The organism is Ruegeria atlantica (assembly GCF_013032505.1).
GTDB lineage: Bacteria > Pseudomonadota > Alphaproteobacteria > Rhodobacterales > Rhodobacteraceae > Ruegeria > Ruegeria atlantica_F.
The window spans coordinates 686,735-708,182 of sequence record NZ_WQCG01000003.1 but is presented as its reverse complement, the minus strand read 5'-3'; the positions used below and the strand labels follow the sequence as shown (position 1 = coordinate 708,182).

At 59.1% G+C, this 21,448-nt stretch carries 29 protein-coding genes and 1 tRNA gene; 22 read left to right on the top strand and 8 right to left on the bottom strand.

Annotated elements, in window-relative coordinates:
* Positions 1-119: 119 nt before the first annotated feature.
* The 6 genes from GOW92_RS15290 to rpmH all read right to left on the bottom strand — a co-directional run bounded on the left by GOW92_RS15290 (position 120) and on the right by rpmH (position 5,176).
* Positions 120-1,652, bottom strand: a complete 1,533-nt coding sequence (locus GOW92_RS15290) for a putative bifunctional diguanylate cyclase/phosphodiesterase (RefSeq protein WP_170561446.1) — start codon at positions 1,650-1,652, stop codon at positions 120-122.
* 71 nt (positions 1,653-1,723) lie between these two features.
* On the bottom strand, positions 1,724-2,617 hold the full coding sequence (gene ttcA, locus GOW92_RS15285; RefSeq protein WP_170561445.1) for a tRNA 2-thiocytidine(32) synthetase TtcA: 894 nt from the start codon (positions 2,615-2,617) through the stop codon (positions 1,724-1,726).
* A gap of 44 nt (positions 2,618-2,661) precedes the next feature.
* A complete protein-coding gene (locus GOW92_RS15280) occupies positions 2,662-4,278 on the bottom strand; it encodes an acyl-CoA dehydrogenase family protein (protein WP_170561444.1) in 1,617 nt (538 codons plus the stop codon).
* A 76-nt stretch (positions 4,279-4,354) separates the two neighbouring features.
* Positions 4,355-4,594 (bottom strand): membrane protein insertion efficiency factor YidD, encoded by a 240-nt coding sequence (gene yidD, locus GOW92_RS15275; protein ID WP_170561443.1) that lies wholly within the window; start codon positions 4,592-4,594, stop codon positions 4,355-4,357.
* Positions 4,591-5,016 (bottom strand): ribonuclease P protein component, encoded by a 426-nt coding sequence (gene rnpA, locus GOW92_RS15270; RefSeq protein WP_170561442.1) that lies wholly within the window; start codon positions 5,014-5,016, stop codon positions 4,591-4,593. The genes yidD and rnpA overlap by 4 nt, the downstream gene beginning before the upstream one ends.
* Positions 5,017-5,041: 25 nt before the next feature.
* Positions 5,042-5,176 carry a 50S ribosomal protein L34 gene (gene rpmH / locus GOW92_RS15265; RefSeq protein ID WP_170419442.1) on the bottom strand — a complete coding sequence of 45 codons (135 nt, stop codon included), beginning with the start codon at positions 5,174-5,176 and terminating at the stop codon, positions 5,042-5,044.
* 296 nt (positions 5,177-5,472) lie between these two features.
* On the opposite strand from rpmH, the gene GOW92_RS15260 reads away from it, so the two are divergent.
* From GOW92_RS15260 to GOW92_RS25355, 7 genes are all read left to right on the top strand, one after another.
* The gene (locus GOW92_RS15260; protein WP_170561441.1) at positions 5,473-6,204 is read left to right on the top strand and encodes a TVP38/TMEM64 family protein; all 732 of its coding nucleotides are present in this window, start codon (positions 5,473-5,475) and stop codon (positions 6,202-6,204) included.
* A 4-nt stretch (positions 6,205-6,208) separates the two neighbouring features.
* On the top strand, positions 6,209-7,627 hold the full coding sequence (locus GOW92_RS15255; RefSeq protein ID WP_170561440.1) for a dihydrolipoyl dehydrogenase family protein: 1,419 nt from the start codon (positions 6,209-6,211) through the stop codon (positions 7,625-7,627).
* An 18-nt stretch (positions 7,628-7,645) separates the two neighbouring features.
* Positions 7,646-9,028, top strand: a complete 1,383-nt coding sequence (locus tag GOW92_RS15250; protein WP_254453031.1) for an ATP-binding protein — start codon at positions 7,646-7,648, stop codon at positions 9,026-9,028.
* A gap of 64 nt (positions 9,029-9,092) precedes the next feature.
* Positions 9,093-9,169 (top strand) — tRNA-Arg (locus GOW92_RS15245).
* A 182-nt stretch (positions 9,170-9,351) separates the two neighbouring features.
* Positions 9,352-9,972, top strand: coding sequence for a hypothetical protein (locus tag GOW92_RS15240; protein WP_170561439.1), 621 nt, complete (start codon positions 9,352-9,354; stop codon positions 9,970-9,972).
* Entirely contained in the window at positions 9,972-10,130 is a 159-nt protein-coding gene (locus GOW92_RS15235; RefSeq protein WP_170561438.1) for a hypothetical protein, read from the top strand. The genes GOW92_RS15240 and GOW92_RS15235 overlap by 1 nt, the downstream gene beginning before the upstream one ends.
* 12 nt (positions 10,131-10,142) lie before the next feature.
* A complete protein-coding gene (locus GOW92_RS25355) occupies positions 10,143-11,465 on the top strand; it encodes a tyrosine-type recombinase/integrase (RefSeq protein ID WP_170561437.1) in 1,323 nt (440 codons plus the stop codon).
* Here the strand turns inward: GOW92_RS25355 and GOW92_RS15225 are convergent.
* Positions 11,462-11,647: a hypothetical protein gene (locus tag GOW92_RS15225; protein WP_170561436.1), complete on the bottom strand. Its 186-nt coding sequence runs from the start codon at positions 11,645-11,647 to the stop codon at positions 11,462-11,464. The two genes, GOW92_RS25355 and GOW92_RS15225, sit on opposite strands and share 4 nt — an antisense overlap.
* Positions 11,637-11,843 (bottom strand): helix-turn-helix domain-containing protein, encoded by a 207-nt coding sequence (locus GOW92_RS25350; RefSeq protein WP_170561435.1) that lies wholly within the window; start codon positions 11,841-11,843, stop codon positions 11,637-11,639. The genes GOW92_RS15225 and GOW92_RS25350 overlap by 11 nt, the downstream gene beginning before the upstream one ends.
* A gap of 179 nt (positions 11,844-12,022) precedes the next feature.
* Here GOW92_RS25350 and GOW92_RS15215 point away from each other — a divergent pair, with 179 nt between their 5' ends.
* The 15 genes from GOW92_RS15215 to GOW92_RS15150 all read left to right on the top strand — a co-directional run bounded on the left by GOW92_RS15215 (position 12,023) and on the right by GOW92_RS15150 (position 21,441).
* Positions 12,023-12,427: a helix-turn-helix domain-containing protein gene (locus GOW92_RS15215; RefSeq protein WP_170561434.1), complete on the top strand. Its 405-nt coding sequence runs from the start codon at positions 12,023-12,025 to the stop codon at positions 12,425-12,427.
* A 213-nt stretch (positions 12,428-12,640) separates the two neighbouring features.
* Positions 12,641-13,255 (top strand): helix-turn-helix transcriptional regulator, encoded by a 615-nt coding sequence (locus GOW92_RS15210; protein WP_170561433.1) that lies wholly within the window; start codon positions 12,641-12,643, stop codon positions 13,253-13,255.
* Between the two features lie 54 nt (positions 13,256-13,309).
* The gene (locus tag GOW92_RS15205; RefSeq protein WP_170561432.1) at positions 13,310-13,918 is read left to right on the top strand and encodes an acyl-homoserine-lactone synthase; all 609 of its coding nucleotides are present in this window, start codon (positions 13,310-13,312) and stop codon (positions 13,916-13,918) included.
* Positions 13,919-14,151: 233 nt separating this feature from the next.
* A complete protein-coding gene (locus tag GOW92_RS15200; protein ID WP_170561431.1) occupies positions 14,152-14,622 on the top strand; it encodes a hypothetical protein in 471 nt (156 codons plus the stop codon).
* Entirely contained in the window at positions 14,622-14,909 is a 288-nt protein-coding gene (locus tag GOW92_RS15195; RefSeq protein WP_170561430.1) for a hypothetical protein, read from the top strand. Before GOW92_RS15200 ends, GOW92_RS15195 begins: the two co-directional genes overlap by 1 nt.
* 14 nt (positions 14,910-14,923) lie before the next feature.
* Positions 14,924-15,304, top strand: coding sequence for a DUF6456 domain-containing protein (locus GOW92_RS15190; protein WP_170561429.1), 381 nt, complete (start codon positions 14,924-14,926; stop codon positions 15,302-15,304).
* A gap of 2 nt (positions 15,305-15,306) precedes the next feature.
* A complete protein-coding gene (locus GOW92_RS15185; RefSeq protein WP_170561428.1) occupies positions 15,307-16,365 on the top strand; it encodes a DNA-methyltransferase in 1,059 nt (352 codons plus the stop codon).
* Positions 16,366-16,374: 9 nt separating this feature from the next.
* On the top strand, positions 16,375-16,644 hold the full coding sequence (locus GOW92_RS15180; protein ID WP_170561427.1) for a hypothetical protein: 270 nt from the start codon (positions 16,375-16,377) through the stop codon (positions 16,642-16,644).
* Complete coding sequence (locus tag GOW92_RS25180; RefSeq protein ID WP_302477299.1) at positions 16,637-16,771, top strand: hypothetical protein; 135 nt, start codon at positions 16,637-16,639, stop codon at positions 16,769-16,771. The genes GOW92_RS15180 and GOW92_RS25180 overlap by 8 nt, the downstream gene beginning before the upstream one ends.
* A complete protein-coding gene (locus GOW92_RS15175) occupies positions 16,768-17,127 on the top strand; it encodes a hypothetical protein (protein WP_170561426.1) in 360 nt (119 codons plus the stop codon). Before GOW92_RS25180 ends, GOW92_RS15175 begins: the two co-directional genes overlap by 4 nt.
* Positions 17,124-17,393 carry a hypothetical protein gene (locus GOW92_RS15170; protein WP_170561425.1) on the top strand — a complete coding sequence of 90 codons (270 nt, stop codon included), beginning with the start codon at positions 17,124-17,126 and terminating at the stop codon, positions 17,391-17,393. The genes GOW92_RS15175 and GOW92_RS15170 overlap by 4 nt, the downstream gene beginning before the upstream one ends.
* 291 nt (positions 17,394-17,684) lie before the next feature.
* The gene (locus GOW92_RS15165; protein WP_170561424.1) at positions 17,685-18,290 is read left to right on the top strand and encodes a hypothetical protein; all 606 of its coding nucleotides are present in this window, start codon (positions 17,685-17,687) and stop codon (positions 18,288-18,290) included.
* The gene (locus tag GOW92_RS15160; protein ID WP_170561423.1) at positions 18,287-18,604 is read left to right on the top strand and encodes a hypothetical protein; all 318 of its coding nucleotides are present in this window, start codon (positions 18,287-18,289) and stop codon (positions 18,602-18,604) included. Before GOW92_RS15165 ends, GOW92_RS15160 begins: the two co-directional genes overlap by 4 nt.
* Positions 18,601-19,740: a CHC2 zinc finger domain-containing protein gene (locus GOW92_RS15155; RefSeq protein ID WP_170561422.1), complete on the top strand. Its 1,140-nt coding sequence runs from the start codon at positions 18,601-18,603 to the stop codon at positions 19,738-19,740. Before GOW92_RS15160 ends, GOW92_RS15155 begins: the two co-directional genes overlap by 4 nt.
* 3 nt (positions 19,741-19,743) lie before the next feature.
* Positions 19,744-21,441 carry a DNA primase family protein gene (locus GOW92_RS15150; RefSeq protein ID WP_170561421.1) on the top strand — a complete coding sequence of 566 codons (1,698 nt, stop codon included), beginning with the start codon at positions 19,744-19,746 and terminating at the stop codon, positions 21,439-21,441.
* Positions 21,442-21,448: the final 7 nt, after the last annotated feature.

The following is a 21,448-nucleotide window of genomic DNA, read 5'->3' as shown; positions in this document are numbered from 1 at the left end:
GACAGCCACCTTGAGCAGTGAAAGACACCCGCTGGGTTCAACAGAGTGCGGGCCCAAAGGTCAAGCGGAATCGCCCTATAATTCATCACGGATTGAGGTTCTGTGGCGTTAATTCGCGCCTACGGACCTGCCTGGCGGCCGATTTTTGGCATTCCGTTGAGTTTGTTCTGATGCGCGGCCATCCATTCCAGCGTCTTTTCAAAAGGCATGGGCTTGCCAATTCCAAACCCCTGCACATGATCGCAACCCAGCTGCGCCATCAGGGCATGTTCACCGGGCGTCTCGACTCCTTCGGCCAAGGTTTCGACATTCAGCCGTTCTGCCATGGTTAAAATGGCACTGACCAACTGCTGTTGGTTTGCGTCCCGATCCGCTTTCGTCACGAAGGACCGGTCAATTTTAATGCGCGAAACGTCAAAGCGCTTGATCGACGCAATGGACGCGTGACCGGTGCCAAAATCATCAAGATCAATGCAGCAGCCAAGATTAGACATGCTTGTAACGTTGCGGGTGATCACGTCATCGGGACGTCGGGAAAACACGGTTTCAAGAATCTCGACGGACAACCTGTCGGGGGTCAGGTCATTTTGATCCAGCTCCCATTTAAGCCGGTCGATTAGTGCCGGATCACGCAGTTCTTCGGAGGAGAAGTTCACGCCAATCCGGGGTACAGCCATGCCAGCTCCGTCCCATTCGCGCATAGCGGTGAACGCGTGGTGTCGCATTACCTGTCCCAGGCGTTCCATCAAGTCAGCTTGTTCGGCAAAGGGCAGAAAAACCTGCGGTCCCAATACGCCTTTTTGTGGGTGTTCCCAACGGGCTAACGCTTCGAAACCGGTGACCTGCCCGGTGTCTGTGGAAATTTGCGGCTGAAACCAAGGCCGGATTTCGCTGCTATCCAAGGCTGCAATAAATTCATTTCGGAGGTTGGCGCGCACGCGAGCCCGCCGCTGCGTTTCCGACGAAAAGGCGCGGATCGTTGCTGGACCGTTTCTTTGCGCTTCCGCCAGTGCTGCACCGGCGGCATCAATCCATCCAGCAAACGCAACATCCGGCAACGCGGATTGCAGACAAAACCCGATTGAACATGACATATAAACGCTGGTGCCATTCAGCGTGATTGGCTCATCGACGGCGGCCTGAATGCGCCCCGACATCTGAATGCAGGCCTCCAGATCCAGATTCTGCGCGGCGTGCAGGCCGATTGCGATCTTGCCCTGGTCCAACCCAGTGGCAATGTCATGTGAGCGTATGACCGAAAGAACCCGGCTGCGGAACTGGTCAGCCATTACGTTCCCGGCCGAATTTCCATGCAGATCAAGACATTCAGAAAACCCGTCCAATTCAACAATCATACAGGAGGCTTCGTGACCAGTGCGCTGATTTTTCGCAAACAGCGTTTCCATCTGGGCCGCAAACCTGTCGAGAGACAGGAGGCCGTTGCTGTCTTTTTCCCGAATGCTGGCCTTGTGCGCGGTTGATACCGCGGCGAACACAAGCGGCAGTGCAAGCGCCGCGACAACCAAGACCCGCTCGCCGCCGATCCAATACGCGGCCAGACTGATCGCGGGCGCGAAGGCCAAGGCGGGCGGGCCGCTTAGCGCTGCGGCAAGAGATTCAAGAATTCTGCTGAATGAAATATGTTTCCACATCGAATCTTCGGGCCTCTACCTTGCGTTTGAAACGCTCAGGTCGACCCTAGGAAACCATTCTGAGTCACTCGTTAACGGAGCTGTGGAATTTCGTTGGAATTTTCGTCTTTTTCACTCGGGTTGAGTGCAAGATTTTGAAAATCAAACAATTTGGGGTCCAAAAGATGCGATGGGCGCGCGTTTGTCAGGGCTCGAAACATCACCTGACGGCGTCCGGGGCTGTTCTTTTCCCATTGATCCAGAATCTGTTTGACCTGTTGGCGCTGCAAACCATCCTGGCTACCGCACAGATCGCAAGGGATAATCGGATAGCTCATCGAGGTGGCGAATTTTTCGCAATCTGCTTCGGCAACATGGGCGAGGGGGCGGAAGACGAACAGGTCGCCTTCTTCATTTACCAGCTTTGGCGGCATGGTAGCCAAACGTCCGCCGTGGAACAGGTTCATGAAGAACGTCTCAAGGATATCGTCACGGTGATGACCCAATACGACGGCACTGCAGCCTTCTTCTCGGGCAATTCTGTACAGATTGCCGCGGCGCAGACGTGAACACAGAGCACAATAGGTACGGCCCTGTGGAACTTTGTCCATCACGATGGAATAGGTGTCCTGATATTCAATCCGATGCGGAACGCCCATTCGTTCCAGGAACTCGGGCAGGACAGTGGCCGGAAATCCGGGCTGGCCCTGGTCGAGGTTGCAGGCCAGTAAATCAACGGGCAGCAGGCCACGCCATTTCAGTTCGTACAGAACGGCCAGCAGGGTATAACTGTCCTTACCGCCGGACAGGCAAACCAGCCAGCGGGGCGGTTTCCCGTCCTTGTCATGCGCGGACGGGTCCACCATCCCATAGTGCTCGATGGCCTCACGGGTCTGGCGCACAATGCGTTTGCGCAGCTTTTTGAACTCGGTGGTCGAGGGCGCGCCTGCAAAGAGCGGGTGGATATCGTCAGCTTCGTCAAACATGCGCAGCCCCTACAGCAGTTGAGCCAACCGGGCAAGTGGCCGGGTCAGCCCAGTCGGGCAAGCAGGGCGCCCGTGTCCAGCCCGGACACCGATCCGTGAATGCGACCGCTGTTGCCCAAAAGCCTTGTGGCGATGAACCCGTCTGCAACGGCCGCGGGTGCGCGACGCAATAGCTGAGCTGCTGTCAGCAGCAATGCAGTACGTTCGGCAAACCAACGGGCTTCACTCTCGGGCGGCAGCCCGGGCCACCGATCACGATGCGCTTTGAGCGCGGCTTCATAGCCTTGGTCGACACCCGTTGCGGTATCCAGTTCGGCCTGCAGGACCTCAGCGGCCAGCGGGTCGCGAGACAGGCTGCGCAGAATGTCGAGACAGATCACATTGCCCGACCCCTCCCAAATACCGTTCAGCGGGGCTTCGCGATACAGCAGGGGCATGGGCGTGTCTTCGACATAGCCCATGCCACCCAGCACCTCCATCGCCTCAACCACTACGGCCGGGCACCGCTTGTTATTCAGGAACTTGGCCAGGGCGACACCGATACGGGCAAAGGCCTTGTCTTCGGGTGACTGGCCGTCGAAGGCCTGCGCGACGCGCATCCCCAGCGTCAATGCGCCCTCCCAGTCCAACACGAGATCCGCCAGAACAGCGCGCATCAGAGGTCGGTCGATCAACCGGCGCTGAAAAGCGCTGCGGTGGGTGACCCAATGATGCGCTTCGCTGAGGGCTGCGCGCATCACGCCCGCTGGGGCCACGGCTGTATCCAGCCGGGTGTGATGGACCATCTCGATAATTGTTCGAACGCCCGCGCCTTGCTCCCCCAATTGGTAAGCCAGTGCGTCGTGATATTCGACTTCGGACGAGGCGTTGGATTTGTTCCCCAGCTTGTCTTTAAGTCGCATCAGGTGGATGGCGTTGCGTTCACCGTCCAGCCACCGGGGGACGAGGAAACAGGTCAGCCCACCGGGCGCTTGTGCCAGCGTCAGAAAACCGTCCGACATGGGGGCCGAGCAGAACCACTTATGCCCGCGCAGGCGCCAATGCTCTCCGTCCTGGCTGGCAACTGTGGTATTGGCGCGCACGTCCGAGCCGCCCTGCTTTTCGGTCATTGCCATGCCCAAAGTGGCGCTGGCCTTTTGTTCGATCGGTTTCGTCGCCGGATCATAGCTGCGCGCCATGAGCTTGGGCCGCCACACGGAGGCGATCTGTTCATTGGCACCAAGGGCCGGGATCGCCGCATATGTCATGGTCAATGGGCAGCAATGGCCCGGCTCAACCTGGCTTGCCAGATACATCATCGCCGCGTGTGTCGTGTGACCACCGGGCTGCCCATCCCAAGCCAGAGCAGCATACCCGGCGGATTGGCTGATCTGCATCATTTGATGATAGGCGGGATGAAACCGGACCTCGTCCAAACGCCTGCCGCCCTGATCGAACAGTCGCAGCTCCGGGAGGTGCCGATTGGCCTCACGCCCCAGCTCGCGGGTCGCTGTCTGTCCCAAGGTTTCCCCATAAGCCGCCAACGGTGCAGCGCGGCCGCCTGAGAAATGCACTGCGTTTTGCAGCACAGGGTCCGAGGACCAGAGGTCAAAATCCCCACGCGCTGGGGGTTGGTTCAAAACGTCATGAGTGGGCAGGGTCTGGCGGGCGTCGGATGTCATCTGAACCTCGGGCTGAACGCACTCAAGTGTTCAGCGAGGGTTTGAACGGGTCAAGCCTGACGGAAGGTCACAAGGGTTAGCTGTCATCTTCCCTGGGATTGGGGACGGGATCGTATCCGTCACCACCCCAGGGATGGCATCGGCCAATTCGCCGCGCTGCAAGCCAGCTTCCCTTGATCGCACCATGCTTTTCCAATGCTTCCAGAGCATAGGCCGAGCAGGTGGGTTGATACCGGCAATTGAACCCGACCCAAGGACTGAAGACCAGTCGGTAAATCCTGACGGGCAGGGCTACGATATGAGACAACAGGGTCATTTTCCCCCGCCGTGCAGTTTGCGCAGCGCGTAGCGTAGATCGTCCAGAAGCGCCTCAAAGGGCCGCGCGGCTGTGGTTTCGGCTCGTCCAATCAGAACGTAGTCCCACCCGTATTGGCCGTTCACGGGCAGAACGGCCCGGGCGGCTTCGCGTAGCCTGCGTTTAGCCCGATTTCGGGCGACGGCGTTACCGACTTTTTTGGAGCAGGTAAAACCAACCCGGATTCCCGACGCCTCGTTAGGCGCGCGTTTGCGGGCCTGCACCATCATCGAAGAAGTGCCCTGCCTGCGCGCGCGGGCGGCTTGCAGGAAATCGGATCGTTTTCTGAGAACTGTCAGAGATTCGGGCGCGCAAACGGACGCCGCCGGGGGCATATCCCCGGGGTGGTTCTTACCATCCTCAGGGGCCTCCGGCGGCGTCATGTTCATAACCTGATCGGTGAGCGGTTTACGCGCTCAGCGACTTGCGGCCTTTTGCGCGGCGCGCGTTCAGGATCTTGCGACCGGCCTTGGTGGCCATGCGCGAGCGGAAACCGTGGCGGCGTTTGCGAACCAGGTTCGAAGGCTGATAGGTGCGTTTCATCGCTCCGTCTCCATTAAATGCGGTCGGGTGCGGCGCGGATTCGCCTGCCCGTAGTGTTCGAAGCCCGTCCTCTACTGGGTAGCGGAGGGTAAGTCAAACCCCTAGGTGGGGGTTTTCGCCCCTTTTGCAACAATTCTGTAATCGGGGCGGGCGAAAGGTTTCAAAATGGCAGGTTTATCGCCCCAAACCCTCACATTCCCTACCAAAAACATCAAGGCCGCGTGAGGCCCCTGTTGCCCGACGTTCAAGCAGCGCATGTTGGGTGCAGAATGAAACGCAACAAACCGGACAGCCTCATGAGCGATACGACTCAGGCGCCGCGCAGCGGTCTTGCGCGGCACATTCCATTGCTGGTGATTCTCACCGTAGCTGCGGTGGGGTTTTTCACGTTGGGTGATTATCTGACTTTTGAAACACTGCGGGACAATCGCGAAGCGCTGTTGGCTTGGCGTGATGCCAACTACTGGGCAATGGCCGGGGCATTTGTCGGCATATACATCGTCATCGTCGCGTTTTCGCTGCCAGGTGCGGCAGTGGCGTCTATGACCGGTGGGTTTCTCTTTGGCCTGTTCGCCGGAACCGTGTTCAACGTATTTGCGGCCACCATCGGTGCGTCGGCGATCTTCTTGGCGGCGCGCTGGGGGTTGGGTGAATCCCTGACCAGACGGCTTGAATCCTCGGAAGGGGCGATCAAGAAACTGAAAGACGGGCTGCGCGAGAATGAGATCTCGGTGCTGTTTCTGTTGCGCCTAGTCCCCGTTGTGCCGTTCTTTGTGGCCAATCTGGTTCCTGCACTGGTCGGTGTGAAGTTCCGCAACTTCCTGATCACCACTGCGCTGGGCATCATTCCTGGAGGTATAGTCTATACATGGATAGGCGTTGGGCTGGGTGGCGTGTTCGACCGGGGCGAAACACCGGATGTCTCGCTATTGTGGGAACCATTTGTGATTGGCCCGATCATAGGCTTGTGTGTGCTGGCCGCACTGCCAATTGTGATAAAATCCCTGCGTGGCCGAAAGGACGGCTGAAATCATGCAAGAAATGAAAACCGATATCCTGGTGATTGGAGCCGGGTCCGGGGGGCTGTCAGTCGCTGCTGGCGCTAGCCAGATGGGAGCCGATGTCATCCTTTTGGAAGGCCACAAGATGGGCGGCGATTGCCTCAATTTCGGCTGCGTCCCGTCGAAGGCCCTGATTGCCAGCGGCAAGGCGGCCTATGGTCAGGCACATTCTGCCGCGCTGGGCGTGGCTGATGTAGCGCCTCAGGTAGATTATGCCGCCGCCAAGGACCACGTACATGATGTGATCGCTCAGATCGAGCCGATGGACAGCCAGGAGCGGTTCGAAGGCTTTGGCGTCAAGGTAATCCGGGAATTCGGCAGCTTTGTTTCTCCGACACAGGTGCAAGCGGGCGAGCATTTGATCACCGCGCGGCGGGTGGTGATCGCAACGGGTTCGTCACCTTTGGTGCCTCCGATTCCGGGGCTGGAACAGGTGCCGTTCTACACCAACGAGACGATCTTTGATCTGCGAGACAAGCCGGAACATCTTTTGATAATTGGCGGCGGGCCGATCGGAATGGAGATGGCGCAAGCGCATATCCGATTGGGTTGCAAGGTCACGGTGATCGAAGGTCTGCAGGCGCTGGGCAAGGACGATCCCGAGGCGGCCGCGATCGTTCTGGACAGCTTGCGCGCCGAAGGCGTGGCGATTCACGAAAACGCGATGGTTGCCCAGATCCGCGGCAACAAAGAGGCCGTCGAGGTTGTGACCGAGACGGGTGAGATCTACTCGGGGTCTCATCTGTTGCTGGCAGCAGGGCGAAAAGCCAACACAGAGCGCCTGAACCTACAGGCCGCCGGGATTGAGCCGACCCGCACCGGGATCAAGGTCGACGACGCGCTGCGCACAACGAACCGTAAGGTTTACGCCATTGGCGACGTCGCAGGTGGCCTGCAATTCACTCATGTGGCCGGGTATCACGCGGGCATCATCATCCGTTCCGCTTTGTTTGGTTTGCCGTCAAAGGCAAAAACCGCACATATCCCCTGGGCAACCTATACCGATCCGGAATTGGCGCAGGTTGGTCTGACCGAAGACCAGGCGCGCGAACGGCATGGTGAAAATGTGGAAATCGCGCGCTTTGACTATCACCACAACGACCGCGCGATCTCTGAACGCAAGACAAAAGGGTTCATTAAGGTCATGGTTGTAAAAGGCCGGCCTGTGGGCGCTACAATCGTGGGTCATCAGGCCGGTGAGTTGATCAACTTGTGGTCGCTGGCCTTGGCCAATAACCTGAAGATGGGACAGATCGCCGCGATGGTTTCACCCTATCCGACGATCGGAGAGCTTAACAAACGGGTGGCGGGTGCCTATTTCTCGCCAAGGCTGTTTGAGAATCAAACGGTTAAACGTGTCGTCAGGTTCGTCCAGCGTTGGATGCCCTGACCAGGAAGGGAGAGCAGATTGAATTCGCTGTCGGGCCGATTTCTGATCCTGACGACGGTCTTCGTGATGTTGGCCGAGATTTTGATCTTTGTTCCTTCGATTGCGCGCTTTCGCGAAGATTTCCTGCTGAACAGGCTTGAACGGGCTCAGATCGCGTCTTTGGCTCTGCTGGCCGACGACATGCTGGCCGAAGACCTTGAGGCCGAACTACTGGCTAATGCGGGTGTCTATAACGTCGTGCTGCGCCGGGATGAGGTGCGTCAGCTGATGCTGTCTTCGCCGATTCCGGAACAGATTACCAAGACCTACGATCTGCGCGACGCAGGGCCTTGGGTATTGATCCGCGACGCGCTGGCGCGTCTGTTCACGACTGAGAATGAAGTCATCCGCGTGATCGGAGAGCCCGTCAAAGGGGCAGGCCTGTTGATTGAGGTTACCATAGACAGCATGCCCCTGCGCATGGCGATGACCGATTATGGCCTGCGAATTCTGGGGCTGTCTTTTGTCATCTCCATTATCACCGCGTTCTTTTTGTTTTTGGCTGTGCGCGTGGTTCTGGTCAAACCGATCAAAGGTGTCGTGGGGTACATGCAGCGCTATGCCGGAGCGCCGGAAGACGCGCGTGGGATCATTTCGCCTAACTCCAAAGTAAGCGAACTGCGCGAGGCTGAGGAGGCGTTGCAGCAATTGCAGACTGAGCTAACTCAGGCCCTGAAGCAACGTGAACGGCTGGCCCAACTTGGTGGCGCGGTAGCCAAGGTGAGCCACGATCTTCGGAACATACTGACCTCGGCACAGCTGTTCACCGACCGGATAGAGACCAGCGATGATCCATTGGTGCGGCGTATGGCGCCCAAGCTGGTAAACTCGATCACGCGGGCGGTGTCGCTGTGCGAAAGTACGCTGGCTTTCGGACGCGCGGAAGAGCCTGCACCGACGCTGACCATGGTGCCCTTGCACGATGTTGCCGCAGACGTGGTTGCCAGCGAACAACTGGCCGTTGCGGATGCCTGCATCGAGATTGTGAACGACGTGCCCAAGGACTTAGTGGCCCGTGCAGACCCGGAACAGATATTCCGTGTCATGATGAACCTTGTACGTAACGCGCGTCAGGCCTTGGTTGCGTCTGGGAAGCCGGGAAAAATCTCGATTGCCGGCTGTGTGCATGAAGATGACTGGTGCGTCGAGATCAGGGATAATGGCCCCGGATTGCCGCCCAAGGCGCGCGAAAACCTGTTCACTCCTTTTCAGGGCGGAGTGCGTAAAGGAGGCTCTGGCCTGGGGCTTGCCATCTCTCAGGAACTGGTGCGCGGGCATGGCGGTGACCTGATACTGGCGCATACCGGTCCCGAGGGCACGACCTTTGAAATCAGACTCCCGCGGGGCGACGGGACTTTTTGAAAATTTTTTGAAGAATCGACTTGCGTGTCCCAGAACCTGGGTCTACATAGCGCCTCACCAACGCGGACCGATAGCTCAGCTGGATAGAGTACTTGACTACGAATCAAGGGGTCGGGGGTTCGAATCCTCCTCGGTCCGCCAGAAATTCCAAAAGCCCGATGTGTCAAGCATCGGGTTTTTTCTTTTTTGTGCTTTAAAGTCAATGATTTAAGGGGTTTGGCGAATTTTGGGGCTTGTTTGCCCTTCGTAAATCCCGCAACATTTCCCGCAACAAAACCCGCAACAAATCCCGCAACATTCGGGCTGATTTAGGGGAATGGATTTTGAAAGTTCTGGTTGCTTGTGAATACTCTGGAATCGTTCGTGACGCCTTCTTGGACCGTGGGCACGACGCCTGGTCCTGCGATTTGCTACCCAGCGAAACGCCCTCTAACCGCCATATCCAGGGCGACGTCCGGGACGTGCTGAATGACGGTTGGGACTTGCTCATGGTCGCCCACCCGCCTTGCACCAGGCTTTGCAATAGCGGCGTTAGGTGGTTGCACAACCCGCCGAAAGGCAAAACCGTTTCCCAGATGTGGGGCGAGTTGCGCGAGGGTGCCGGGTTCTTTTCCGAAATGTGGAACGCAGATATTCCGAGGATTTGCGTTGAAAATCCCGTCATGCACAAACACGCTAAGGCGCTGATCACGAATTACCAAGAGTTCGCGCAATCCGTGCAACCTTGGCAGTTTGGACACGGTGAGGTAAAACGCACCTGCTTTTGGTTGAAAAACCTTCCTAAGCTGTTGCCGACTAATGTTGTAGACGGCCGCGTGGCGCGGGTTCACACCCAGCCCCCAGGCCCGAACCGATGGAAAGAGCGGTCCAGGTTCTTTACCGGAATCGCCGCCGCAATGGCGGATCAATGGGGCGCGTTGGATGAAATCAGGGAGGCCGCTTAATGGACGATAGAGACCTAAGACCACGCCACCACCGGAACCCAGGTCCAGGGGAGCGCGTCCTGGACGCCGCCTTGACCGGGTTTTGTTTGGTTGTCGGTGGGTTCCAGATTTTGGGAATGGGTAAAGCAATTCACGACCTGGCCGCCGCCTGGTTCTAATGGGGGCCACGGGTGGGCATTACGAAAGACCGGGGGCGGTATTATTGGGTTAAGCGTATCCCCAAGCGATACGCGGGGCATGTCCTGGGGGAGGACGGAAAGCCCGTTACCCAGGTGCGCCAGGCCCTCCACACCGATAGCGAGGCAGACGCAAAGGTGAAGGCCGCCCAGGTTGAGGCGGCCCGCCTTGCTGAATGGGAGGCGTTACTGGTTGGCGACGGCCAGAGCGCGCGCCAGTATTACGAGTCCGCGCGCAAGCTGGCCCAGGCCCGAGGCTATCAATATCGCCCATTCCCCGCCCTCCTGGAGGGTGACCCGCGCGAATTGATTGAACGCACAATTTCCGTCACTGGCGAAAACTTCACAAGCAAGGCGGCCGTCCAGGCCGTTCTCGGGACGGTTCCCGAGGTGTTGCCGTCTCTGATTGAGGTTCGGAACGAATATTACGAACTAACCAAAACCAGGCATGTGAAGAAAACCCCCCAGCAATTGACACGGTGGAAGAACGCCAAGAGCCGCGCCGTTGACAACTTCCTAAAGGTGGTTGCGGCCAAGGATGCGCGCGGCAAGCCCGTGCCTATGGCGGTCAACCTGATCACGCGGGACGACGCCTTGAAGTTCCGCGACTGGTGGGCCGAGCGTGTGGCGGATGGTATGGACCCGGCCACGGCAAACAAGGATTTCGGCCACCTATCGGAAATCTGGAAAACCTGGACCGAGTTAAAAAAGGTGGACCTGGAAAACCCGTTCTCGAAATTGCGGTTTGAGGTGAAGGGTAAAAACAAGACGAAAACGCCAGGATTTTCTCGGGACTGGATTGTCGAAAAGATACTGGCCGAGGGTGCGCTGGACGGCATGAACGAGGAGGCGCGCGATATATTCCTAATGACGATCAACACGGGACTGCGCCCCAGCGAAATCACGGACGCGCCCCTCGAGGATTTCGAGGTGAAACACAATGTCCCATTCTTGCGCGTCACCGAAAACGGCCGGGAAATCAAAATCGAGCATACGGAAAGGGATATTCCCCTCCTGGGCGTATCCCTCGAGGCCGCCCGCCGGATCGTCAAACGGGGCGGAATAACCCGTTACAAGTACAAGGCGAATTCCTGGTCTGCGGCGGTCAATAAGTTTCTGACCGAAAACGACTTGAAGGAAACACCCAAACACACCGCATATTCCATGCGTCATTGGGTGGAAAACGCCCTCCTGGCGGCCAAGGTGGACGACCGGGTTAGGGCTGACATTCTGGGGCATAAGTACAAGCGGCCGAGTTACGGCGACGGCGGGGCCTTGGTTGGGCGGCGCGAGGCTTTGGAGTTGATAGCCCTTTAAGCGGCCCGGCCGCCCTTCCTGGCGAGTGCCAGGGCGCGGTCAACGGCGGTGCGCTGACCCAGGGTCTTTTCCAGTTCCTCCTCGAGGCGCAAGAACAGGGGCAAGAATTCCTCACCGTAGAGTTCTACAAGCTGGGCGGCCCCTTCAAGCGCGCGTCTGCAAAGCTGTTCGTCACTCTGCATGGTAAGTCACCTTCAAGTCCAAGGACGTCAGTTTCCGGGTAAATGTTTGGTAGGTGATACCCGCCAGGCGCGCGGCTTCGGCCTTGTTGCCGTTCGCCTTGTTCAAGGCCCAGCAAAAATATTGTCTCTCAATGTCACGGACGACGTGGCTTAACGGCTTGCCCTCAAACTCTTGGTTTGTGCCTGTTACATCCATGCTGCGCTGCTCGCTCTTAGAGTTTTTTGACGATTCGCCGTTTACTCTTTAGGTTGTGTAATTACAAAATACAGTGATTTACACAAAACGCAATGATGTATCTCCCCTTTTTGGTAGCTTCTCAATGTTTTGGATTTCCGCTAAGGTTGTGCGGTATCAGTTCACACGATGTTAGACCGATGAAAGACCCAGAGCATAACAAGCCCGCAACCGAGAATGACGAGATTTGGCAGCGCCGCCGCCGCAATCTAAACCTTCTCATTCACTACAAGGGGACCAATGCGTCCGCGTTGTCCCGTCAGATTGCGGAGTCCAACAACATTAAGTTTGGGGTCAACACCGTCAACGCCGTGTTGAATGGGCCGTCCAAACCGAAATTTGAAACCCTGGAAATGATTTGCGAGGCTTTGGGCCTGCATAACGTGTCGATCCTGGACGCGGAAAACCCAATCTCAGAAATCCGAAACGACCTGTTCGGGATGGTCCAGGCTATCAGCGAGGACCAGGCAAAAGAGGCTTTGGAGTTTCTGTCCCAGCGGTTCCCGGATGTTCGGGCCGCGATTGCAGAAAAAGAAAAAGGCTGACGGCCTCTGCATCGCCAAGAATTGGCAATAGCGCCAGGAGTTCGGTTTTTGTCATTTGTTGTATTCCGTACAATCCGCCAGCGGCGGAACTAACTTCCCTCAATCGCCCGGAGGTTGCAAGATCACGCCGAAATGTGAAACCCCCCAAAAATAGTGAGTTTCACTGTTCTAAGTGATTGGTGCAGTCTGGTTGCCGATTACGAGGGGAAAATTATGCAGATTTTTGACGAACAAGAGTTCGCGCCGCTGATCGGTATTGCCGACCAGCTTTGCACCGTTGGTTTTGGCAACTTCGCAAAGGGTGAGGTGGGGTGTTTCTCCAACTATGCGCCAGAGTTCCAGGAGCTTTACCACAAAAACAACTGGGTTCGCCTGGACCCGGTGGTCCAGAACTGCGGGCCAAAGGCCATTGTGTTTGATTGGGGCGAACACGCGGACACGAAAAACCCGGTCATGGATGCGGCCCGCGAATTCGGGATGCGCCACGGCGTTTCCCTGTCCAGTCAGATTGCGGGTAGCGGGCTTATTGTCAGTTACACCGGGGCGAATGCTTTGAACGGTACGGCCCGCGAGGAGGCCGCCAGGCTCTTGCACAAAACCCACATGGAAAAGCTGGTCCAGAACACGGGCCTGTTAAGTGGTGAACAGTGTGAATTGGTGTCTTTGTTCGCCCACGGAATGCGCGCGGGCCGGGTGGCCGAGTATTTCGAGATTTCGGAGGACGCTATCAAGCTGCGCAAGCGGCGCATTGAAACGCTATTGGGTGTCAACAACTTCATTGCGGCGGTGCATATTTGTGCCGTTGCGGGCGTAACGGTGGCTTCGTAAATTATTCGCTAATCGCTTCCAGGTTGTGCTTAACAACTATGAATGGAGGCAAATATGGAAACTATCGTTTGTGATTGGGGGTCGATGCATCAGCACGGCCCCCTTTGGTATGATCACTTGCGGGTTAGAAAATCTGTCTTTGTTGATGATGCGGGATGGAACGTCCCCCACACCCAGGATGTGGAATGGGACCAGTACGACACCCCTTTGACAAAATACGTGATCACCCACGCCCTGGGGCGGGTTTTGGCCGCGTCCCGCCTCATGCCCTGCGACTATGACGGCCCCGCCTATAGCTACATGATACGGGACGCCACCCTGGGCCGCTTGCCCAGCATTCCCGCAACCATTGCCCAGGAACCTTGCACGGCCCCCGGTTCTTTTGAGGCTACCCGCTTCACCGTCGATCCTTCTTTGCCTCGCAAAGTCCGAAATGAGGCTTTGCGCCGTAACGCAATCGCATTGATGGAACATTGCGACCAGATCGGCGCGCAAAAGGTCTTTGCGCTCATGCCGCCGGGCTTTGTCGCTTGGTTGCGGCGCGCGGGCCTCGAGGCGCGACCAGGTGGCCCGGTTACCACCAATGACGCGGGCGAGGTCTTTTGCGTGATTGAGTGTCACCGGCCATTCTTCAAGGTGACCACGGCCAGGCGGCCCGCCTAACGATCCGAAATAGATTTCCCGAGGGGCCAGGTTCGATTCCTGGCCCCTTTTTCATGTGGTGAATTGTGAGAATAAATATCAGATTTGGTTATTTTTCTCAGGGCTGAATAAACCCGGTGACGGGATGATATATTTTTGAAAATAAAGAGAATTTTTCGCCTCTTTTGAGCATCACGGCCCCCGGACAATAAGTTGCATCAAGGGTTCACACCAAAACATGGAGTGACCCGAAAATGTTGTCCGAGATTGAGAAAACCCCATACCCCCACGGCGCGCATGTGCCGTTGCGGGACCCGGCAAAGGTTCGCGGGTATGCGCGCTACACCATTCGGACCGTCCACAAAACCAACCTGGTTTTGCAGCGCATGGTTGATCGTGAACGGCTGACCTTTTGGGGCGAGGCAATCCGCCTCCTGATGGATTACTTGGCCCACCACCGGGACGTCGCGGACCTGGAAAACCTCCTGAATGCGCCGCGTTCAATTTCGGCCGTGGATTTCCGGGTGGACACAACCCTCCTGGCGGCAAATGAGGTGGAATCCCGAGGCGTCAACGTCGAATTCACCGGCCCAGGCCGCGCCCTGGTCGAGGATACGGCGGTCGCATACGGCATCCCGTTTACTCGCATGGCGGCCTTGATCCTGCACCGCAACGCGGCGGCCGCATTCGCTGCGATCTATGCCGACGGCCGGGGGGTTGAGTGATGGCCGTTGACCTTTCGACCCTCAAGAATGACCGCCTTTTGGATTTCCTCCTGGCCGTTGCAATCACCCAGGAATTCCCAGGGACACCGTTGCACAAGGCCGCCGGGTACGACCTGCCGGAAACCAATATCGCCACCGCCACCGCCCGCCAGTTTGGCCTGGTCAACCAGTCACGAACCGGCCGCGTAACCCTGACCCAGGACGGTCTGGATTGGGCCATGTCGAAACTTACCAACCACCGCGTTGCCGCCCTGTTGGCGATCAATTCGCGCCGTTTGGCCGGATGAGTGGAGGACACCCCATGCAATGGAAAGTCTTTGAACCTGCTGTCACGCCCGAAATGGTCCGCCTGATCCGGCTTGCCGAGGAGGAAAACCGCCCCCACCCGGTCCTGGAAGCTGGCCGCAACGGAAACCCCAAAATCCGCGCCTACCTGGGCGAGGAGGCATTCCGCGCCGCGTCACAGTTTAGCGCCGATTGCTCAATCAACCCGGAACAGTCCGCCGTCCTGCATCGCGCGGCCGAGGTTTTGCCGTCGGGCCTATTCACCGCCCTGGTTGCAATCTGCGGGATGCGGATGGGCTTTGAAACCGCTGAGAAGGAATTGGGCTGGCCCACCAGGTCGGCAAAGCTGGTCCTGGCAATGGCCCTGGCCGAATTGAACCGGCGCGAGGTGGTCTAATCATGTCCGCGCTTGTCTCTCTGCATCCTGGCGATTGCCTAAAGGTCCTGGACACCTTCCCGGACGATCACTTTGACGGCGTGGTCACTGATCCGCCTTACCACCTTCAGTCTATCGTTGACCGCTTCGGGAACCCGGACGCCGCACCCGCGCGCGTCGGCCGAGACGGCGGCAACGCCCGCGCCTCGCAAAAATTCCAGGGCCAGACCTGGGACGGCGGCGACATTTCATTCCGGCCCGAAACCTGGGCCAAAGTGTTGCGTGTTTTGAAGCCTGGCGGATACCTGGCCGCCTTCAATCATTCGCGCAAATTCCACCGGATGGCCGTGGCCCTCGAGGACGCGGGCCTGGAATTCCGCGAAATGCTGGCCTGGGTCTATGGATCGGGCTTGCCGCAAAATCACCCCGTCTGGCGCTACCTGGAAAAGCTGGGTTGTTCCCAGGAGGAAATCCAGACCTGGGAAGGTTGGGGGACGGTGTTGCGCCCCTGTCTCGAGCCTATCGCCCTGGTGCGCAAACCGCTGTCGGAATCGTCCATTGCGCGGCAATGCCTGGCAACGGGGACCGGCGCAATCAACCTGGCGGCAACGGCAATCCCGAACCTGGACAAGCCGCGCAAGTCTGACCTGGACCCGATCCCGACCAGGTATCCCGGCAACCTCCTGCATGATGGTTCGCCCGAGGTCCTGGCCCGCTTCCCCGTCGCGGACAATGGCCTGTCTGCGTCCCGGTTCTTCTATTGCGCCAAGGCGTCCAAGGCGGACCGCCGTGGATCGGAACACCCGACGGTCAAACCCCAGGCCCTTATGGAGTGGCTTATCAAGCTGATTGTCCCGGCCGGGGCGCGCATCCTGGACCCGTTCGGCGGGTCAGGTTCGACCGGATGGGCGGCCGCAAACCTGGGTGTTCATTGCGATCTGATTGAGCAGAAACCCGAATACCAAGCCGACATTTTGCGCGGAATTTCTGACCTCCAAAACCAGGAGGACGTCCCGGACGTTTCCGACCCCGCGCCCCATGCCCTGCTGGGCCAAGCCTCCCTCTTTCCACCTGAAAACTAGGAGAATTCCATGCGTTATTGCGAAACTAAAGACGGTGATTTTTTGATCCGCCCCCACAACAACGGCGGTTTCACCCTGTCGTCCGTGTCCCACCGGGGCGATGAGCCGGTCCGCCTGGGGGCATTCACCGGCCACCGGGACCTCTTGGACCACCTCGAGGCCACCCTGGCCCCCGAGCCGACGGACCAGGCCGAGACGTCCCTGGACGACCTCAAGAAAGAGCGCGCGATTATCGAGGAGCAAATCGCCGCCAAACTCAACCAGGCGCGCAATGGATAGCGTTGCGCTTTGCTTTGCGGCCGCCCTGGCGGTGGCCGCAATGGCCGTCCCGTTCGTCCTCGAGGAACCGGAACCCGTTTCCCTGGACGTCTATATCGCCAAATCCGAGGAGCATTTTTCCCGATGAAAGCCGAACCCGCCCAGCCGCGCGGCCGCGTTTCGCCTGCCGCCCTCGAGTCCTACCTGGCGCACACCATTGACCAGGTGACAATGCGCGAACTGGCCCGCGAGGAGGAAATCCACCCGTCAACCATTCTGCGCCGCATTCGTCGGGTGGAGGACGCGCGGGACAATCGGGCCTTTGACGCCTTCCTGACTGGACTCGAGTCCAAGCGCCAGGCGGGCCTCGAGGCGGACCTGGACGCCCGGTTTATTCGCATTCCGCGCAACCGTCGCCCTGCGGTTCCGTTGCCCCCTTTGCCGTGCATGGTCGGCCGGTTTCAGGATTTTGTGTCCGGTCATGCTGTCGGGGGTGCGCGATGATCCAGCACACCCCGGCCAGGCAAATCTCCATAGATGGCGCGCGCCGTATCCTGCGCATGTTTGCCGAAACCGACCAGGGCGGCGGCGAATTGGACGCGGCGTTGGTGACCCGCCAGGAGGTCAATTGCCGGTTAGCTGCAATCCAGGCTTTCCACCGCGCACAACGGCCGGTCACGTCCGGTTTTGAGCGCGGCCGCATGATCCAGGAGGGCCTGGACTTTGTGGCGGTGGCTAACGATCTGGACCGCCTGGTGTCGCTGTTCTGATGGCTGGCCCCTGCAAAAACTGTGGCGCGCCTGTCGCCCCGTTTGGCTACCGCCGCAAGGGGCAAATGTCCCGACTGCCCGAGGACAAGCGGACAATGATTTTTGTCTGTGAAATCCCAGAGTGTCGCGCCAGGGCCGAGGAGTGGAAACGCAAGGCCGATGGCGAGGATCTTTTTTCCCGCCGGTCCGATCCTCCACCGGCCCCCGCACCCCCCAAGAAAAAACCCGATCCCGCCCAGGGGTCCCTGTTCTGAGATTGCGCGCCAGCGCCACCCAAAAATGGAGATTATCATGGACCCACGTTTCAATGGCATCGTTTGGACCGGAACCCACCTCCTGGACGTCCGCAAACCCGACCCCGCGTTGATCGTCACAAAAGACCTGGCGCGCGGCCTGTCCCGCAAATACCGTTTTGGCGGGCATACGCGCGACGATCTTCCCCCGTACCCCGTGACCTGGCATTCGCTGTTTTGCGAGGCTGTCGCGGACCAGATGGGTTTGCCGATCTGGGCGCGACTGCAGGCGCTTTTGCACGATGCGCCGGAATACGTCCTGGCCGACATGATCACGCCGGTTAAGGTTCTGCTGCGCGACTATGGCCCCCTTGAATTGGGCCTTTGGAATGCGGTTGCCCGGCGGTTCCAAATCCCGGCCGAATTCCACCCGGCAATCAAGCAAATCGACTATCTGGCGTTTGAGGTTGAACGCCTCCACCTGGTCACGCCCGACGCCTGGGAACCTGCGCCCCAGGTTCCGGCCGAGTGGGCCGACGTTGGGTCCGCCTGGATCGAATTTGCCCACCGCCACGCCGCCCAAAATGGCCCATTCTCCGCCGCCTTGTTCCATTCGCGGGTCCAGGCCCTCGAGGAGGCCCGCGCCCAGGAGGAATGCCGTTGAACAATCAACCGCAAACCGTCGTGGGGTGGGCCGCCCAAAAGGCCGACGAACGCGCCGCCCGTGAAAAGCTGATCCAGGATTGCGTGGGGGACGACCAGGAGGCGCGCCACTGTCTGCTGTGCGGTGAACACGTCACGGCCGACAACCTGGCGCGCGCTGATGAGGACGGCAACCTGTATTGCGACGCGCACCACGAACCGCGCCCCCAGACCTGGCGAGACGCTGACACCGCCTTTTGGCGGGAAGCGGCCCGCCGCCTGGACCAGGCGATCCTGGATCACCTCACCCGCGTAACCTTCAAGGGTAGAAAATGAACAAATCCGACCGCATCAAATCCGAGGTTTCGCTAAGGGAAGTTGCCGAGGCGGCCGGGGTTGCCTGGGACCTCAAAAAATCCAGTCCGAACAAGGGCGACTGGTGGGGGCCTTGCCCCCTGCACGGTGAAAACACGGCATCCTTTCACGTTGTCGAAAAGGGCGGGACCGGCGGTTTCTTCAAGTGCTTTGGCTGTCATGAAGGCGGGACCGTGATTGACTTCACAATGAAGTTGCACGGCCTGGATTTCGTGTCGGCCGTCCGCCGCCTGGCCGAGGAGGCCGGAATCGCGGGCGAGTTGTCCGAGGAGAAAAAGCGCGAGATTGAAACCAAGCGCGCCCAGGCGAAAGAGCGGTCCGAACGCGAGGCCGCCCGCCAGGCCGAAAACGGCCACCGAATGGCCCTGCGCCTTTGGCAGGGTTCGGACATTCCAAATCCTAACGCGATCAAGGCGCGCGGCCGTCACCTGGGCGGCGCGATCCTGCCCCAATACTTGACGGCGCGCGGTGTCCGTCTGTCTGTCATTGGTGGCGTTCCAGGAACCTTGCGCGTTGCCCCGTGCCTGGATCATTGGGACGGCGGTTATGACCGCAACAGACCGGCCGATTATTCCGGCGCGGCCATGATTGGGGCAATCGGCCGCGAGAAAATCCTGGGTGTGCATAGAACCTGGATCACACCCACCGCCCGCGCACGTCACCAGGACGGCCGCAAGGTCGAAAAACAGTGGATCGGCCGAACGGGTGAGCTGATGGGCCAACCCTGCGTCCTTTCCCCGCCTTCCCAGGCTGTTGTCCTGGGCGAGGGTATCGAAACGACCCTGGTTGCCTATTCGGACCTGGTTTCCCAGGGCGGCGTCCAGTGGTCGGCCGAGGCCGCCCTGTCGCGCGGCGCAATTACCGGACCCGCCCAGGATAAAACGCAACTCTGGACCCCGCGCCCCGGTGTCCAGGAGGTGCTTATCCTGGGGGAAGGTTCCAGCAAGAACCCGCGCGAGGCGCGCGAACTATACGAAGGCGCGGCCGCCCGTCTGCGGGGCCTGGGCCTGTCTGTTCTCCTAACCGTACCGCATGACCGCTGGGACCTGGACCAGGATTTCGCGGACGTGTCGGTGGTTGAAAGTTTGAAAGGCTAACGAATGGGTATGATTGACCAATTGCCAGGGCAAGAACAGGCCACCGCCCGCGCGGAACGGTTCAAAATGCCTGTAGAGGAGCGCGCGCAACTCGAATTGAACGATCGGGGCAACGCCCGCCGCCTCCTGGCCGCCTACGGCCAGGACCTCCTGTTCGTCCTGGGTAAAGGCTGGGGTGTTTGGGACGGAAACCGCTTTTCGTTTCAATCCGGTTCTTTGACGTCGGCCGAGATTGCCGCGCGCCTTCCTGATCTGATCGAGGAGGAAATCGAGGCGGTCAAAAAGCTGGAATTTGACGACCTCGAGGTGGAGCGTTTCCGCCGCCGCGAGTCGGAAAAGACCAAGAACCCCCGCAAGTTCTTGAACGCAGACGACGCAATTTTCGCCATGCGTGGGGACCGAATTGCATTGCTGCGCAAGCACCAAACGACGGTCGGCAACGTGGACAAGCAAAACAAAGCCTTGAAGGCTTGCGAGTGGCAAGTCCGCGCCGAAATCCAGGACCTGGACGCGGACCCCTGGGTGTTTGTTGTTCAAAACGGCGCGGTTGATCTGCGCCAGGTGAAGGATTGCCCACCGATGGACACGGACGGCGACGTGACGGCCTCAGACCTGGCCGCCTGGCGCAAGGATTGGCTGATCCCGATTGACCGCGCCCAGCGTCCGACCAAATGCGCGGGGACGCCGTTTATCCCTGGCGCAAGCTGTCCAGAATGGGAGGATTTTATGGAATTGATCCTGCCTGACCCTGCAATCCGTCGCTGCGCACAACGCGCGTTTGGGGCGCTGCTATTCGGCCAGAACGTCGCCCAGGTTGCCCTCCTGCTGCGTGGATCGGGCGGCAACGGCAAGTCCACCCTAACAGCCATGATTGGCGAGGTCCTGGGGACTTTCGGCGGCTACGCTTCACCGGCAAAGGTGGAAATGTTCCTGCAAACCCAGAACCAAAGCGCGGGCCAGGCCACGCCCGAGGAGGTCGATTTGCCAGGCGCGCGGATGATCCTGGCGTCCGAACCGGCCGTCACGGACGTTTTCAGCGCAAAGAAACTCAAATCCTTGACCGGCGGCGATCTGAGGCCCGCCCGCGCCCTGGGTATGCCTCAATTCGTCTACCGGCCGACCGGGGTTCCCGTGATTTCGTTCAACCGGACCCCAAAAATCAAAGATGAGGACGAAGGCACCCGGCGGCGTCTGGTGTTCATTCCCTTGGAGGTCAATTTGCGGGAATTGCCGCCCGAGTTGCGGCGAAACACCCTCGAGGTTGAGGCCGCAATGCGCGCCGAATTGCCGGGCATTCTTAACTGGATGCTGGACGGGTTCCGCGAGTTTTATATCCGCCTCGAGCGTGGCACCGGCACCCCGCCGGGCATTGATCCGCCCGAGTCTATGCTGGCCCTTAAAGAGCGGATCATGGAAGCGGCCGACCCGGTGGGTTCGTTCCTGCGCGATTGCGCGGACCTGGACCCGAATTCCAGGACCAGGACGTCGGAATTCTTCCGGGTGTTCAAAGCCTGGGCCAGGGACAACGGCGCGCGGATTTATTCAGACGCGGCGTTGCGCGACAACCTGTCAGAAAAGGGGTTCGAGAAAGGCAAATCTAACGGCCTGATGGTGTTTCGCGGCTTCAAGTTCAAGGACGACGCCCTGGTCCAGAAGTACCTCGAGGAACCGCCCCCGGCATATGACCACGGCGACCGATAACCCCCAA

Excerpts from the sequence above, each read along its gene's own strand:
- GOW92_RS15200 (WP_170561431.1), top strand. The coding sequence starts at position 14,152 with ATGTTGTCCGAGATTGAGAAAACCCCATACCCCCACGGCGCGCATGTG.
- rpmH (WP_170419442.1), bottom strand. The coding sequence starts at position 5,176 with ATGAAACGCACCTATCAGCCTTCGAACCTGGTTCGCAAACGCCGCCAC.
- yidD (WP_170561443.1), bottom strand. The coding sequence starts at position 4,594 with ATGACCCTGTTGTCTCATATCGTAGCCCTGCCCGTCAGGATTTACCGA.
- GOW92_RS15215 (WP_170561434.1), top strand. The coding sequence starts at position 12,023 with ATGAAAGACCCAGAGCATAACAAGCCCGCAACCGAGAATGACGAGATT.
- GOW92_RS15180 (WP_170561427.1), top strand. The coding sequence starts at position 16,375 with ATGCGTTATTGCGAAACTAAAGACGGTGATTTTTTGATCCGCCCCCAC.
- GOW92_RS15170 (WP_170561425.1), top strand. The coding sequence starts at position 17,124 with ATGATCCAGCACACCCCGGCCAGGCAAATCTCCATAGATGGCGCGCGC.
- GOW92_RS15290 (WP_170561446.1), bottom strand. The coding sequence starts at position 1,652 with ATGTGGAAACATATTTCATTCAGCAGAATTCTTGAATCTCTTGCCGCA.
- GOW92_RS15235 (WP_170561438.1), top strand. The coding sequence starts at position 9,972 with ATGGACGATAGAGACCTAAGACCACGCCACCACCGGAACCCAGGTCCA.
- GOW92_RS15195 (WP_170561430.1), top strand. The coding sequence starts at position 14,622 with ATGGCCGTTGACCTTTCGACCCTCAAGAATGACCGCCTTTTGGATTTC.
- GOW92_RS15255 (WP_170561440.1), top strand. The coding sequence starts at position 6,209 with ATGCAAGAAATGAAAACCGATATCCTGGTGATTGGAGCCGGGTCCGGG.
- GOW92_RS15210 (WP_170561433.1), top strand. The coding sequence starts at position 12,641 with ATGCAGATTTTTGACGAACAAGAGTTCGCGCCGCTGATCGGTATTGCC.
- GOW92_RS15205 (WP_170561432.1), top strand. The coding sequence starts at position 13,310 with ATGGAAACTATCGTTTGTGATTGGGGGTCGATGCATCAGCACGGCCCC.
- GOW92_RS15150 (WP_170561421.1), top strand. The coding sequence starts at position 19,744 with ATGGGTATGATTGACCAATTGCCAGGGCAAGAACAGGCCACCGCCCGC.
- GOW92_RS15165 (WP_170561424.1), top strand. The coding sequence starts at position 17,685 with ATGGACCCACGTTTCAATGGCATCGTTTGGACCGGAACCCACCTCCTG.
- GOW92_RS25180 (WP_302477299.1), top strand. The coding sequence starts at position 16,637 with ATGGATAGCGTTGCGCTTTGCTTTGCGGCCGCCCTGGCGGTGGCCGCA.
- GOW92_RS25350 (WP_170561435.1), bottom strand. The coding sequence starts at position 11,843 with ATGGATGTAACAGGCACAAACCAAGAGTTTGAGGGCAAGCCGTTAAGC.
- ttcA (WP_170561445.1), bottom strand. The coding sequence starts at position 2,617 with ATGTTTGACGAAGCTGACGATATCCACCCGCTCTTTGCAGGCGCGCCC.
- GOW92_RS15260 (WP_170561441.1), top strand. The coding sequence starts at position 5,473 with ATGAGCGATACGACTCAGGCGCCGCGCAGCGGTCTTGCGCGGCACATT.
- GOW92_RS15155 (WP_170561422.1), top strand. The coding sequence starts at position 18,601 with ATGAACAAATCCGACCGCATCAAATCCGAGGTTTCGCTAAGGGAAGTT.
- GOW92_RS15280 (WP_170561444.1), bottom strand. The coding sequence starts at position 4,278 with ATGACATCCGACGCCCGCCAGACCCTGCCCACTCATGACGTTTTGAAC.
- GOW92_RS15185 (WP_170561428.1), top strand. The coding sequence starts at position 15,307 with ATGTCCGCGCTTGTCTCTCTGCATCCTGGCGATTGCCTAAAGGTCCTG.
- GOW92_RS15225 (WP_170561436.1), bottom strand. The coding sequence starts at position 11,647 with ATGCAGAGTGACGAACAGCTTTGCAGACGCGCGCTTGAAGGGGCCGCC.
- GOW92_RS15175 (WP_170561426.1), top strand. The coding sequence starts at position 16,768 with ATGAAAGCCGAACCCGCCCAGCCGCGCGGCCGCGTTTCGCCTGCCGCC.
- GOW92_RS15190 (WP_170561429.1), top strand. The coding sequence starts at position 14,924 with ATGCAATGGAAAGTCTTTGAACCTGCTGTCACGCCCGAAATGGTCCGC.
- rnpA (WP_170561442.1), bottom strand. The coding sequence starts at position 5,016 with ATGACGCCGCCGGAGGCCCCTGAGGATGGTAAGAACCACCCCGGGGAT.